The following is a 13,180-nucleotide window of genomic DNA, read 5'->3' on the forward strand; positions in this document are numbered from 1 at the left end:
CGGGAAGGGTTATCTTTCGCCCCACTTGAGCTTTGTGCGCAAAGCCTCGAAGAAACCGTTACCGCCGATACGCACCAGCTTGACGGCGTACTCCGACCGCCTGCAACGAAGCTCATCTCCAATGCGCAGATCCACCGCCTGCTGACCATCCACAGTCAAAATCGTTGAGTTCGGCTGTCCACCCTTCGGCCCCTCGATTCGAAGGGTCAGGCCGGCAGTCCCGGGGATCACGATCGGCCTCAGTGTCAGCAGATGCGGACAGATGGGAGTGATTACCAGCGCGTCAACTCCCGGCACCATGATGGGCCCGTTGGCTGCCAGTGTGTACGCCGTAGAACCAGTCGGAGTGGACACAATGACACCGTCCGCACGAAATCTGGCTACCAGCATCCCATCGAGTTCCACTGCAAAATCCGCCATGCGCGCAATAGCGCTTTTTGACAACACAATGTCGTTGACAGCTTCAAATCCTTCGATACAAACATCGCCGCGCCATAGATCTGTATGCAACATCGCGCGCTCATCGATGGCATGGCAATCGGCGCACCAGCTATCGAGGGTCGGAAAGAGACTGGAAAGCCTCACCTCGGTCAGAAACCCAAGCGAGCCGAGATTCACGCTCAAGATCGGCGTATCGGATGGGGCAAAAATGCGGCCCACTGCCAAGAGAGTGCCATCTCCCCCGAGCACAATTACCAGCACCGGCTTGGCCGTCGGCAAATCCACCCTGTCTCGAATCTCAAGCCCGCCAACCAGCGATCCGGACTCGCCTTTGTATGCAGCGGCCGGCCCTACCATATAGGAGGCGCTCTCTCTATCTAAAACTGGTTCAAATTGGTGTTCGCGAAGCCAGTCGACCAGCTCTGGCAGTAACCGGATCAATTCCGGTTTGGAGGGCTTGGAAACGATGGCGATTCGAGTCATTTGCGTCAGTGTACCCCACTCAGTCAGTACGAAACCTCTACGGAATCAGGCAGCATCCCATGCAGTAAAAACTCCCGGTTGCCCTCCATGCCCTCAATCGGCGAATCGATCACATCGAGCGCTGTTGCACCCAGACCGCACAGACAGTCGTTGACTCGCCTGATAGCGAGTTGATGCGCCTCCGGATCGCGCACAATTCCTCCCTTGCCAACATGCTCACGACCCGCCTCGAATTGCGGTTTCACAAGCACTACAAATTCTCTCAGTGTTGTTGCTGCGGCCATTACAGCAGGCAAAACCAGCGTAGCGGAAATGAAGGAAACATCGACGACCAGCAGCGTCAATTCCGGATCACCTGCGTGCGCAGGATTCAGTGTTCCGGGGCTTAATAAACGCGCATTTGTCCGTTCAAACAAGCGCACTCGCGGATCGGAACGCAGTTTCATTGCAATCTGTCCAAAGCCGGTATCGACACAGCACACGTGCGCCGCGCCATGTTGCAACAAACAATCTGTAAAGCCCCCAGTCGATGTCCCTATATCGAGACAAGACCGTCCAGCAGCATCTATCTTCCAATGTTGGAGCGCGGCCTCCAGCTTAAGCCCCCCACGGCTCACATAGCGCAGATCCTCTCCCAGCAGGCGAATGGGAGCCTCTGAATCCACAACGGTGCCGGCCTTGTCCACTTTTTGCTCCGCCACGAGCACACGGCCCGCCAAAATCAGGGCACGCGCCCGTTCCCGGCTTGGAACCAGACCACGTTGAACCAGCAGCGCGTCAATTCGAACTCTCTTCGTCTCACTCATCCTCTTGACTCTATTATTCTTGTATTTGTTGATCGAGTTGCATAGCCAGTTCAGGTGACGCATGCGGTAATTCGTCGCAATGACTCGCCGGATGTGGTCAGGTGGCCACGCAATCCAAAACGTATCATGCTGCGTACTCTAAGCGAGCTGAGCAGCGACGGTAGAAGATCGGAAGTATTTCAGATGGATGATGCCGAACTGCTGGAAGCGGTCGCCAGGAAGGATGAATCCGCCATGGCGGCGCTTTTTGACAGGTATTCAGGATTGGTTTATTCGATCGCGTTACGGGTTTTGCGTGAGCCCGAACTTGCCGAAGACGTCATGCAAGAGGTTCTTCTCCAGGTCTGGAGACAACCGGGCGGATTTCTATCTCAAAAAGGCAGCCTCGGATCATGGCTTGCCGTGGTATCGCGCAATCGCGCTATCGATGTCATTCGCCGAAGGGCGCGTCTGACACCTCTTGAAGAAATGGTTCTCCCGGAGCCCCGCAATCTTCAGCGCACTATTGAAGACAGCCGCATGATGGACCGGGTTCGAGAAGCGGTTGAAACATTGCCGGAAGAACAGCAATCCTCGCTGCACATGGCTTATTTTGACGGATTAACCCACATCGAGATCTCAGAACGGACTGGTGCTCCGCTAGGGACAGTCAAGACGCGCATTCGCTCGGCTTTGGCGACGGTGAGAAAGGCGCTGCAGGTATGAGCAATCACGCATTTCACCTGGAAGAAGATGATCTCATCCAGTACGCCCTGGGAACCCTCAAGGACACACAACTAACCCAGTTCACGGCCCATATCTCGCTGTGCAACGTGTGCCGCGGCAGGCTGGCCCAATATCGAACCGACCTGGCAGTGTTTGGCGCGGTTCAGCCGCCGTCTTCGTTGCCTGACGGAGCCCGCGAACGGTTCCTCGCCAGGCTGAACAATCCAGCCCCTTCGCCATCCGCTCTGGAAAAGATTCGGACCAGAAGCCGTGCTTATCTTTTCTCCAAAGCCTTTCGTCATTGGATGGATACGCCCGCCCCTCTTCTGATTCTCTCCGGGGCTCTGGCGATAGCTTTGACCTTCGTCGGATACGACGACCTTTCCCATATTCACCAACTCAGGCAAATGCAGCCGGAGATCAATCGCTTCGAACGCGAGTCCAGCAAGTTCCAGGAGCTGGAGGATTTCCTGCGCGGAACCAACGCACAGGATGCGACGCTGCGTAGGGGCATTAATACAAATAAGGAGCCTGAGGGACACGTTCTCTATTCCGCGGTCAACGGAAGACTTGTTTTCACCGCTACCAATATGCCTGGACCGCCTCCCGGCAAGACCTATGAGCTATGGGTTCTGCCCGCAAACGGTGGCAATCCAATTCCAGCTGGAACATTTACTCCTGATCTGCAAGGCAGTGCGGCGATAGTCTTCCCGGAAATCCCGGCCAACGTCCAGGCGAGCAGTTTTGGAGTAACTGTGGAAGATCAGGGAGGATCGAACACGCCCACCCTGCCGATCTACATGAGTGGCCAATAGGCAGCCGTTGTATGAGAAATCCAGCAGCGTAATTCATCCCAGCCAAACAGAAAAGGCCAGTCCGGCGGACTGGCCTTTTTAATGCTTCTGATTCCAGTTAAATCTTCTTCGAACCTCTGCGTGCCGCAGTGCTCAAAGTTGCTGAACTCATCTCGCTGGCCGAAAGAGCGGAACAGTTAGCCAACGTCACCGGGGCCGCAGATGAGAACGTGCTAAGCGGCAAGAAACAAGGCTGGCCTGCGCCAGGCATTCGGCTGATCAGATTGGTATTGGATGTACTTCCATCTTGCGTCGTGGACCGCGCATCGATCGCATTTCCTTGCACCAACACGGTTGTACTGACAATGTCCTGATCGGTACGAATCACCGTAATGTACGGGCTGTTGGGAGAAACGACATAGACCTTGCCGTAAAGTGAGTTCTGGGTGGAAACAACAGTACGCGGATTTCCCGTCACTGCCAGAGTTGTCTCAATCGTGTGGCTTGAGAGGTTAATGATCGAAACCGTGCCGTCTGTCTGGTTCGCAGTATAGGCGCGAGAGCCGTCGTTCAGTACAGTAACCGAAGCGGGATTCTTACCCACATTCACGGTGTAAGTCGTACCAAAGGTTTGGCTATCGTTGCCATACTCATCAAGACTGACATCGATGATGTTTACCGTGCTGCCATCGAAGTTAGACACTACCAATTGCTGTGTAGCAGCGTTGTATTCGGCGTACACAGGCCCCGCAATCTGCGGCAATCCGGTTGTACCGTTCGGCGGCGCAATGCCGGTGTTCGACACAGCCGTAAGAGAGAGCGGCAGCGTCGGATGGCATGTGTAGGTTTGTCCGTTCTGGTTTACGCAGCCGGCCGGCGGACATACACAGCTATCCAGCGCATCATTCTGGCTATTGATGACCGAAATCGTGTCGCTCCCGCGATTCAGTACATAAATCCGCCGCGTGTCTGGAGTTCCCACCGCGTAATCCGGGCAGACACCAAGCGGGATATGCGAGGTAACCGTGTACAACGAAGTGTTGACTCCGTCCGCCACGCCAGTGAAACCTGCCAGATCGGCGGAATGTGGATCGATCGAGCAAGCGACGCCCCCGTCAACCTGCGCCCCATCAAGTGTAATCGGCGTCAGATAAGGTACCGTCTGGCTAATCGAGTAAATCCGTGTTGCCCCGGCCACGCCAACCGCAGTCACAGGTGTTGGATCTACCGGTACATCCAGCTTGAACGCATCTGGAGAGCCAGTAAGCACGTCCAGTTCATTCAGGTTTACATCCAATGCAAAAAGCCCTGTTGAAGCACCAAAAAGCGCTACCACTGGATCCAGACCTGCAGGATCTGTTGACGTCGTACCCGCAGCCGGAATCGGATTGAGGGTGCTGTAGGTTATGTTCTTCTCTTGCAGCTGCGTTGATATCGGAACATTGGAAACAGTTCCGTCCTCATTCAATGTCCAGCCGACTGTACCTGTATTGATCGCGAAAGTCTTAGGGCTTGGTCCGGTAGCCGCTGTGGCCATAATCGTGTCACCTGAATAATCGATGACCGTTGCATAGCCTGCAGCAGTTGAAGAATTCGTAGGAGCCGAAACCACAAATGCATAGGAAAGCGGCTGGGCTGCAGGACCGGTTCCAGTAATTGGGGTTACTGTTGGTCGCAGATTGTCTCCACAGCCAGAAAGCCCTGCAATCAAAGCTGCAGCGGCACAGAACGCAACCGTATGCGGTACCTGAAACTTGCTGTAAAGCTTTGAAAAACGATCGGAAGATTCTGCCGGACGCACGTCACCGGGACCGGCTCCGAAGTACTGCTGGAAAAATTTGCTCATTCAGTAGTTGTCCCTGCTTACTGGTCGATTGTAAATCACGGCCTTGGCTGAAACCGGTATCCTCAATTGGACGTGCAAGCTCCCCGTTCGTTGGCTTCGCACCGGGTCGCAGGGCAGGTTCCCAGGAGCAAAAATGGTAAATCCGCAGGAGCAAAGGTCTTTGGCCTGGCAGTCAAAAGCGATCCTGCTCCTGGTTCTTCCATGGACCTCCCTCAATGTCCTGTTTGCAGCTTATTGGTGGGCTCCCAGGCAGCCAGTTGTTTTGTGGACCACCCTCGGCATCAGCGGCTCTTTTGGCTTGCTGGTCTGGCTTCTTCGCGCCGGCACTGCCGGTGCCTCGGCTACGGGCGCCATCATAACGACAAGTCTTATGTTCAGCACCGCGCGCTTCCCCTATGCCTGGAGTTGGCTGCATGGCGCTCTTCTCCCCGTACTGGCCGTCTTTCTCCTGGCCTTCACCGCCACCAAGATCGGCAAATCACAAAAGGAACGTCTCGGCACGGCCGAAAATAAACGCGGACGAAATGCCGCTCAGGTTGCCGCCAATCTGGGAATTGCGGCTCTCGCCGCGACTGCGTCCTTATCTTTCAATCGCTTCGCGGAAAACGCTGCTTACCTGAATCTGGTCCTCGCAATAGCCGCGCTGGCAGAGGCGACAGCTGACACCGTCTCCTCCGAAATCGGCCAGGTTTTCGGCGGCCAGCCGCGCTCAATCACAACGTTCCGCCTTGTGCCGCCAGGCACGGATGGCGGAATCACACTGGTCGGTACGTTCTCCGGCATCATCGCAGCAGCAATCGTTGCGGCTGTCGCAGTGTGGGGAACGGGAACCTGGTCCTTTCATTCACAAGATGCGTGGCTCGTATTCGGAATGAGTTCGTCAGGCGGAATCGGCGGACTACTTTTTGACAGCGTCCTCGGTGATTTGATCGAGCGCCGTGGCTGGCTCAACAATGACGCCGTCAACTTCTCTTCAACCCTCGCTGCCGTCGGCTTTTCCCTGCTCTTCTGGCTGCTCTGGATGCTGGCCCATCCAATGGACTGAAGACGTCAGTTCCCCGTTTCCACCTGCTCCAGCAACCTCTTCCATATCTTCTGATTCTTGCGGTATGCCTTCTTCAGATCTTCCAGAATCCGGTCAAAATCCGCATTAGTTTTCAGATTTGTCCAGGCGGGGTTCTTTGAAAACCACGGATAGTTTTCATTTCCCAGATAAATCGCGCGCCGCAGCCAGTGAAGCGCTTCGCTTGCATCGCCTTCGACGGCAAAATACGAGGCAAGCCGGTAAGCCATCTCTGAATCTGCTTCCGCTGCCGCCAGCGTGTCATCTTTCAGCAACGCAGCAGCCTGAGTGCGATCGCCCGCCTGTACGTAGCAAAGCGCCAGCGTAGGCACGGCAATGCGCATGGATTCATCATCCCGAATCACGGCCTCAAGCAGCGCAATCGCCTCGAGCACATTGCCCAAACGCATCTGCTGGTAGCCCGCCGACGTTCTCAACAATGGATGTTTCGGCTCAAGCGCGAGCCCCTTCGCCAGTTCGTCGCCCGCCACATCCAACTGGTTCCGGTACTGGTAAACACGTGCGCGATGGTTGTACAGCACCGCGGCATTGGCAGGATTGAGCTTGAGCGCCGCACTGAACTGGCTTAAAGCCTCGTCATACATGCCGTCGATACGCAGCGTAATGCCCGCAACCATGTGTACGTTCCAGTCGTTGGCAGCCGAGATCAGCAGATTTGCGATACCATGCCGCGCGGACTCCTTCTCACCACGTGACAGCAGCATGTAAATGCGGTAAAGATTTGCCTCTGTCGATCCTGGATCGAGCTTGTACGCAAGATCAAAAGCCCGCCGCGCCGTCATCACATGAATCTGTCCCGCATACCCATGACGCACATACTGCAACTCCGCAATGCCCAGCCCCGACCATCCAGCGGCAAACTCGGGATCGCTCTTCGTTACCCGTTCAAACAACTCCCGCGCCTTGTCGAGATCCGCTCGCGCACTGGTGCGGGTCATAAACGAGCTCAACAGAGCACGTGCCTGCAGGTAGTCTTCCGAGACGGTTTCTGGAAGCGAGGCATCTCGCACGTTTGCTCTCAGGCTCTCGGCCTGCGACCCACGCGCTTCTACACCACCCACTCCCTGCAAAACAGCAAATACCTCGTTGGAAATCTCGTTCTGCACAGCGATCAGATCAAAAGACGCAACACTGATCGTTCCCCCGGAGCGCACACTCTGCGCCTGCACATCCAGCAGTTGCCAGTTCAGATCAAATCCCTGCTCTGAACGCATAAAATTGCCCGCCAGCACATACGAAACCAGCAATCTTCGCCCTAAATCCAGTGGATCCAGTTGCACAAGCTGCGATGCCGACAGACTCATCAGGGAACTGGATGGGCGCACCACAATCGACGGAATGCGAGCCAGTCGTGCTGCGATCGCATCCGCCAACGCAAAACCATACAAAGGAGCCGCGTCGGTCGTGCCGAGATTGTTGAAAGGCAAAACCACCAGCGAGTTCTGCTGCGGAGCTTCCGACGAAGACTCCCGGAACCGCTCAGCCAGCATCGAGAGAAAACTCGTAGTCCGCTTTTCTGCCTCCGGACCGGTCGTTACCAGATTTGCCGCAGCCTCGCCGGGTATGCTCCCCGTCTCAAACTGCATCGCCTTCATGATCGTCTTGAGCGCTTCTCGAACTTCTGCCGCCGAGGCATACCGCGACGCAGGATTCTTTTCAAGACAAGCAGAAATCACACTCTTCAACTCAATCGATACATCCGGCACGATCGCATCCATATCCGGCGGATCGGAAAACTGAATCGACCGGATGATCTGAAAATCCTCGGCCTCCGGCCGCGCAAACGGATGCCGTCCGCTTGCCAATTCGTAAAGCAAAACTCCCAGGGCCCAGATATCGGACTGGACGCTGGATTGCCCCGTCACAAACTGCTCAGGCGCCATATAGCGGATGGTGCCGCCTCGTGCGGTATAAGTCTCAGCAAGAGACGCCGAACGCGCCATTGCGGGCTTTGCCGGATCGAATCCAGCTTCTTCCGGATGCAGCCGCCGAGCCAGGCCAAAATCCAGAATCTTCACCAGACCGCCGTCCGTAAGCATCACGTTTTGCGGCTTCAGATCGCGATGAAAGATGCCCAGCGCATGTGCAGCCTGCAAACCGTCGGCAACCTGAATACCGACAGAAAGCACTAGTTGAGCATTTGCCGGCCCTCGCTCAATAAGCTTGTCGAGCGACTGACCGGGCACGAACTGCATAACGATGTAAGATTCGTCTCCGGTCTCGCCAACTTCGTAAATAGCGCAGACGTTCGGATGCTCGATCGCCGATGCTAACCTAGCCTCACGCAACACCGTGTTGCGCATCTGCTCTTGCGTCAGCAAGCCGCGACGGAGAATCTTCAGCACCACAGGCCGTGTCAGCAGCGTGTCATTGGCCAGATACACAACCCCGCTGCCTCCTGCGCCGAGACGGCGGTCAATCTCATAGTGCTCGATCATTCTGCGTTTCATGGCTCGCTTTAGTGTAGCGGGAAGCGCATAAATGAAGTCTCAACAGATGGCTTGCACGAGTGTCCGTAATCGAACAAAATCTCCGCGTTATACACAGGCGCAGACGCCATTGCTCATCCCCGCCATCGCATCTTTCGCCGCCACTCAAATCTGGTACCTTCGTACCTATGGTTGTATGGGATTCCTGGCCTCGCAAATCAGGCCTCGACAAGCCTCTTTCACATTGGTTTCTCGCGCTCGGATGGGCGCTGTTGCCGCTGATCGCCGTCACCTTCCATGTTCACGCGCAGGAACCCGCCAAACCAGCCCCTGCGCTTCCGCCCATACAACTCGCACAGCCAGAGGATGCCCCCGCACCGCAGCCATCCCAACAACCAGGGCGCGCCGCCGATGTGCGTACAGGTTCGGAATTCGGCACGTTGAGTCTCCTCAATCGTCTGGAGCGATTGTTGGCCGATCACGATTTTCACGAGATGCAGCAAGTGCTGGAGGACTCCGACAGCGACAGCCACTCCAGCAGCCTTACGCCCGACCAAAAGCAGCTCTTCCGCGGCGTCCTGGCAAACCGCGAAAATAAGCCGGAAGAATCCATCAAACTGCTGCAGCCGCTGCTAGACAAGCTGCGGACCAGCCAGCCAACTGAAGAGGAAAAACTCCTCCGCAAATCGCTGGCCGAGGATTATCTGCGTGCAGGCAGATGGGCTGAAGCCAATCAAGCCTATCTCGAATATGAGTATCGCTTTTCCAAAACGCTCACCAAAGATGAACGGTCGGATATCGAATTACCTATCAAGCTCTTGCCGCTCGTTCGCGAAAACCCTCCCATGGCCATCGAAGCTGGCGAACCATTCACCCTCCCGTTTGACCGCGACGGGCTTGGTCTTACCGATGTTCCAGTCTTCGTGGACGGCGAATCACACGACTGGATGCTCGATCCAACCTCTCCCTTCAATCTCGTCTGTCTTTCAACTGCAAAGTCCGTCGGGCTAAAACTGTCTGACGCTTCCGCCATCGTCACTTCGCTCACTGGACACCCGATCAAAGTCCGCGCAACTGTAATTCCGCGCTTCACCATCGGAACGGTCACCTATCGCAACATGACGGCCTTCGTCTACGACGATATCGACTACTACTTCCCTGGTTCGGATTATCGCGTTCGCGGTGTTCTGGGCTATCCGGCCGTATCGGCACTCGGCAGCATCACCATCACTCAAAACTCAGACATTCAGGTACAACCCGGCCAAAAAGGAGAACGATTCACCGGAGGCGCACCATTCTATCTGGACGGAGACCGCATTCTGACGGCGCTCGGCAAGCCCGGCGATGAACGAATGTTTGTAGTCGATGCGGCGGGCCAGCAGACTTATTTAACCTCTCGTTATTACGCCGAGCATGAAAGCTCCTTTGCCGGCCAAAAAATGCAATTGCTTGCCATGCCGGGCTTCACAAGCGCTCCGCCTGAACCTGCATACGTGGATGAAACCACAACACTGCAGGTAGGCAAAACGCCGCTGACGCTGCACTTCGTGCAAGTGCTCACGCAGCCAATGGGAAATGCCGCCATCGATGACACGTATGGCACTCTCGGCATGGACGCCTTGGAAGAATTGAAAAGCTACACCTTTGACTATCGGACGATGCGCTTCGGCGTAAAGAACGAATAGCTGCTCAAGAGTCGATATTCGTTAATCGAACTTCGTTAAACTTCCCTGCGCCGCCGTTGATGCGTTGAGGAAATGTTCATATCCTCACGATATTTCGCTACCGTGCGGCGAGTCACCTGGATGCCGCGCGCCTGCAGCATGGTCGCCAGTTGATCATCCGTGAGCGGCCGCCTTGGATCTTCATCTTCAATAAGCTTGCGTACCATCCGCTTGAGCACGACCAGCGGCGTATCAGCTCCCTCAGGTCCATTCGCGCCTTCAGAGAAAAAGGCACGCAACTCGATCACACCCTGAGGTGTATGCGCGTATTTGTTGGCGACTGCACGGCTCACCGTGGATGGATGAACTCCAATCTCCTCGGCAACTTCCTTAATCATCATCGGCCGCAGAGCCTCGATTCCGTGCTCCAGGAAATCCTGCTGCCTGCGCACGATCACTTCGCATGTTCGCAGGATCGTGCTCTTCCGTTGAGCGATGTTCCGCATCAACTGCATCGCCGAACGGAAGCGCTCCTTCACATAGTCTTTGACTTCTTTGTCTGTGCCTTCCGACGTGAGCATACGCCGGTAGCGCTGGCTCAGCCGGAAGCTTGGCATGTCCTCTTCGTTCATGGCCACGGCCCAAGTATCGCCCCGCTTCACAAAGGCCACATCCGGCTCGATCAGCCGTGCTTGTTCCCGGTTGTAGCGAAGTCCGGGCCGGGGATCCAGCGTTCGGATCAACTCAATGGCACTGCTTATCTCTGGAATCGGAGCCCCAACCGCACGCGAAATCTCGCGCAGGTCGCGCTTCTGAAGCAACGGCAAACAATTCAGCACAATTGCTATCGCTGTTTCAAAACTTTGACGGCGATTGCGCAGTACATCTTCCTCCCGCGCGTGGAACCCATCATCCAGACTTGCAGCCACATTCAGCGTGAAATGGCCTTTGGAATGATAATGATGCCCATTCGCAACATCACCGCTCACGGCATGGCCGTTGGATAGTGGTGCAGCGGATGGATCTACCACGTAAGCGAGCGGGCGCAAATCTTCTTCCAACGCTCCCGCCACCGCATCCGTCAAATCTTCGCTGTCATTTTCCGGGTGATCCCACTTCTCAACCTGAGAGATCGTTTGCAAGCTCTCTTTCCCAGGTTTTGCCTGATTCCCCTGCCTGGCAAATACAAGTTCCAATTCACGCCGCTGCGCTTCCAACTGAATCCTTAGGCAATCCTTCAGATCAAGCGCCCCTATTCCAATAGGATCAAGCCGCTGAATCACATCGAGAGCTTTCCGCAGAAGATCCATTACAGGCCCGTTTGCGTCTCCCTCCGCATATACCTCGGCGAGATCTTCGAGCGGTGCGGAGAGATATCCGTTCTCATCCAGATTGCCGATGAGATATTCGGCAGCATCTCTTATCTGTGGATCGAGCACCATCGAGCCAAGCTGCCACTCCAGGTGATCCGTCAGTGTTGTCGGCTGAGACAAAAACTGTTCAAAAGAAGGTTTATCCGACTCCTCATATTCCTGCGTGGTTCGGAAACCCGGATCAAGATATTCCTGAAAATAGGAGCCAAAATCAATTTCTTCAAACGGATCTTTGACCGTTACGGGAGGCGCCTCCTCAACTCTGTCCCGCATCGCCTCTTTGCCGCCAACCTCATCGAGAATCGGAACAGACTCATCTATCTCCTCAAGCACCGGATTCTCGATCATCTCCGCATTGATCATCTCCGTCAGCTCAAGCTTGTTCAGCGCAAGCAGACTGACCATCTGCATCAGCCCGGGCGTCAATATCTGACGCTGGGCGACTTTCAGGTTCAGTCTTGGCTGCAGAAGTGGCATAGCGTGATTTCCCCGGTCTGAGTTCCTCTAAGTGTAAATCCGTTGCGAAGTTCCCGTCCGTCAACTTGTCTCGTTACAGGACAGGTGTACCGGAATGGGCAGCATGCAATTTGGAAATTCCCATAGTCTCATCAGCACTTGGAAGTTCAATGAAAACGCATGCTTTATTTCCTGAGTGCCTGGTTCAAGTACCCGTCCGCTCCTCAGCTCATCCCCAATGGACGGTCTCGACATCTGTTCGTTTGCTTTCCTGCCTCTATGGAAAGCCTTTTTCAGTCGAGCGAAAATCCCTCTCCGAGGTAGATACGTCGCACATCCGGGTCATTGCCCAGCTTATGGGGAGTGCCCGTCCTGAATATCTTCCCCTCCGCAATAATGTACGCCCTATCGGTTACGGAAAGCGTCTCCCGGACGTTGTGATCCGTAATCAGAATCCCAATTCCGCTCGATTTCAAGTCAAAAATGATCTTCTGCAGATCTAAAACCGCAATCGGATCGATACCGCTGAACGGCTCATCGAGCAGTAAGAAGCTCGGCTGAATACAGAGACAGCGTGCAATCTCCACGCGCCGGCGCTCACCACCAGAGAGAGCATAGCCTTTCGTGGTCCGTATATGCCGCAGGTTGAGTTGCTGTATCAGCCGCTCCGTCCTCACCCGGCGCTCATGATCCGAGATCGGCTGCGCCTCGAGTATCCCCATGATATTTTCTTCCACCGTCAGCTTGCGAAAGACCGAGGGCTCCTGCGGAAGATAGCTGATGCCATGGCTTCGCGCGCGCAGGTACATCGGAACACGTGTTATGTCCTGATCGTCAACCATCACCCGCCCGCTTTCCGGCGTCACCAATCCGACGATCATGTAAAAACTGGTCGTCTTGCCCGCTCCATTGGGTCCAAGCAAACCCACCACTTCTCCGCGGGAAATGCTAAGATTGACCTCGCGAACGACCTGTCGCCCGCCATACGTTTTGCCGATTCCTTCGGCACTAAGTGTCTGCATCTCGATCCAAAATTCTTACGCGTTATCCGTTGACGGAAAGCATCTTTACTTTCCGCCCTGATCAAAAATTGCGTTGA

At 55.2% G+C, this 13,180-nt stretch carries 10 protein-coding genes; 4 read left to right on the top strand and 6 right to left on the bottom strand.

Features of this window, described 5'->3' with window-relative positions; translation table 11 throughout:
- Positions 1-9: 9 nt before the first annotated feature.
- Both OHL22_RS03085 and OHL22_RS03090 read right to left on the bottom strand, forming a co-directional pair.
- Positions 10-924, bottom strand: a complete 915-nt coding sequence (locus tag OHL22_RS03085) for an NAD(+)/NADH kinase (RefSeq protein WP_263333070.1) — start codon at positions 922-924, stop codon at positions 10-12.
- A gap of 23 nt (positions 925-947) precedes the next feature.
- Positions 948-1,730, bottom strand: a complete 783-nt coding sequence (locus OHL22_RS03090) for a TlyA family RNA methyltransferase (RefSeq protein WP_263333072.1) — start codon at positions 1,728-1,730, stop codon at positions 948-950.
- Between the two features lie 183 nt (positions 1,731-1,913).
- Between OHL22_RS03090 and OHL22_RS03095 the strand changes: the two genes are divergently transcribed.
- Both OHL22_RS03095 and OHL22_RS03100 read left to right on the top strand, forming a co-directional pair.
- Positions 1,914-2,435, top strand: coding sequence for a sigma-70 family RNA polymerase sigma factor (locus tag OHL22_RS03095; protein WP_263333074.1), 522 nt, complete (start codon positions 1,914-1,916; stop codon positions 2,433-2,435).
- Positions 2,432-3,250, top strand: coding sequence for an anti-sigma factor (locus tag OHL22_RS03100; protein ID WP_263333076.1), 819 nt, complete (start codon positions 2,432-2,434; stop codon positions 3,248-3,250). Before OHL22_RS03095 ends, OHL22_RS03100 begins: the two co-directional genes overlap by 4 nt.
- A 97-nt stretch (positions 3,251-3,347) precedes the next feature.
- On the opposite strand, the gene OHL22_RS03105 is transcribed toward OHL22_RS03100, so the two are convergent.
- The gene (locus OHL22_RS03105) at positions 3,348-5,075 is read right to left on the bottom strand and encodes a YncE family protein (RefSeq protein ID WP_263333077.1); all 1,728 of its coding nucleotides are present in this window, start codon (positions 5,073-5,075) and stop codon (positions 3,348-3,350) included.
- 160 nt (positions 5,076-5,235) lie between these two features.
- On the opposite strand from OHL22_RS03105, the gene OHL22_RS03110 reads away from it, so the two are divergent.
- Positions 5,236-6,120 (top strand): DUF92 domain-containing protein, encoded by an 885-nt coding sequence (locus tag OHL22_RS03110; RefSeq protein ID WP_263333079.1) that lies wholly within the window; start codon positions 5,236-5,238, stop codon positions 6,118-6,120.
- 5 nt (positions 6,121-6,125) lie between these two features.
- Here OHL22_RS03110 and OHL22_RS03115 read toward each other — a convergent pair whose 3' ends face one another.
- Positions 6,126-8,609, bottom strand: a complete 2,484-nt coding sequence (locus tag OHL22_RS03115) for a serine/threonine-protein kinase (protein WP_263333081.1) — start codon at positions 8,607-8,609, stop codon at positions 6,126-6,128.
- Between the two features lie 167 nt (positions 8,610-8,776).
- On the opposite strand from OHL22_RS03115, the gene OHL22_RS03120 reads away from it, so the two are divergent.
- Complete coding sequence (locus OHL22_RS03120; protein ID WP_263333083.1) at positions 8,777-10,273, top strand: retropepsin-like aspartic protease; 1,497 nt, start codon at positions 8,777-8,779, stop codon at positions 10,271-10,273.
- A 35-nt stretch (positions 10,274-10,308) separates the two neighbouring features.
- On the opposite strand, the gene OHL22_RS03125 is transcribed toward OHL22_RS03120, so the two are convergent.
- Together OHL22_RS03125 and lptB are read right to left on the bottom strand one after the other, a co-directional pair.
- A complete protein-coding gene (locus OHL22_RS03125; RefSeq protein WP_263333085.1) occupies positions 10,309-12,102 on the bottom strand; it encodes an RNA polymerase factor sigma-54 in 1,794 nt (597 codons plus the stop codon).
- Positions 12,103-12,374: 272 nt separating this feature from the next.
- Positions 12,375-13,103 (bottom strand): LPS export ABC transporter ATP-binding protein, encoded by a 729-nt coding sequence (gene lptB, locus OHL22_RS03130; RefSeq protein WP_263333087.1) that lies wholly within the window; start codon positions 13,101-13,103, stop codon positions 12,375-12,377.
- Positions 13,104-13,180: the final 77 nt, after the last annotated feature.

It is taken from the genome of Acidicapsa dinghuensis, from assembly GCF_025685685.1.
In the GTDB taxonomy this organism is placed as follows: domain Bacteria; phylum Acidobacteriota; class Terriglobia; order Terriglobales; family Acidobacteriaceae; genus Acidicapsa; species Acidicapsa dinghuensis.

Coding starts and splice junctions, on each gene's coding strand:
- OHL22_RS03085 (WP_263333070.1), bottom strand. CDS start 924: ATGACTCGAATCGCCATCGTTTCCAAGCCCTCCAAACCGGAATTGATC.
- OHL22_RS03090 (WP_263333072.1), bottom strand. CDS start 1,730: ATGAGTGAGACGAAGAGAGTTCGAATTGACGCGCTGCTGGTTCAACGT.
- OHL22_RS03095 (WP_263333074.1), top strand. CDS start 1,914: ATGGATGATGCCGAACTGCTGGAAGCGGTCGCCAGGAAGGATGAATCC.
- OHL22_RS03100 (WP_263333076.1), top strand. CDS start 2,432: ATGAGCAATCACGCATTTCACCTGGAAGAAGATGATCTCATCCAGTAC.
- OHL22_RS03105 (WP_263333077.1), bottom strand. CDS start 5,075: ATGAGCAAATTTTTCCAGCAGTACTTCGGAGCCGGTCCCGGTGACGTG.
- OHL22_RS03115 (WP_263333081.1), bottom strand. CDS start 8,609: ATGAAACGCAGAATGATCGAGCACTATGAGATTGACCGCCGTCTCGGC.
- OHL22_RS03120 (WP_263333083.1), top strand. CDS start 8,777: ATGGTTGTATGGGATTCCTGGCCTCGCAAATCAGGCCTCGACAAGCCT.
- OHL22_RS03125 (WP_263333085.1), bottom strand. CDS start 12,102: ATGCCACTTCTGCAGCCAAGACTGAACCTGAAAGTCGCCCAGCGTCAG.
- lptB (WP_263333087.1), bottom strand. CDS start 13,103: ATGCAGACACTTAGTGCCGAAGGAATCGGCAAAACGTATGGCGGGCGA.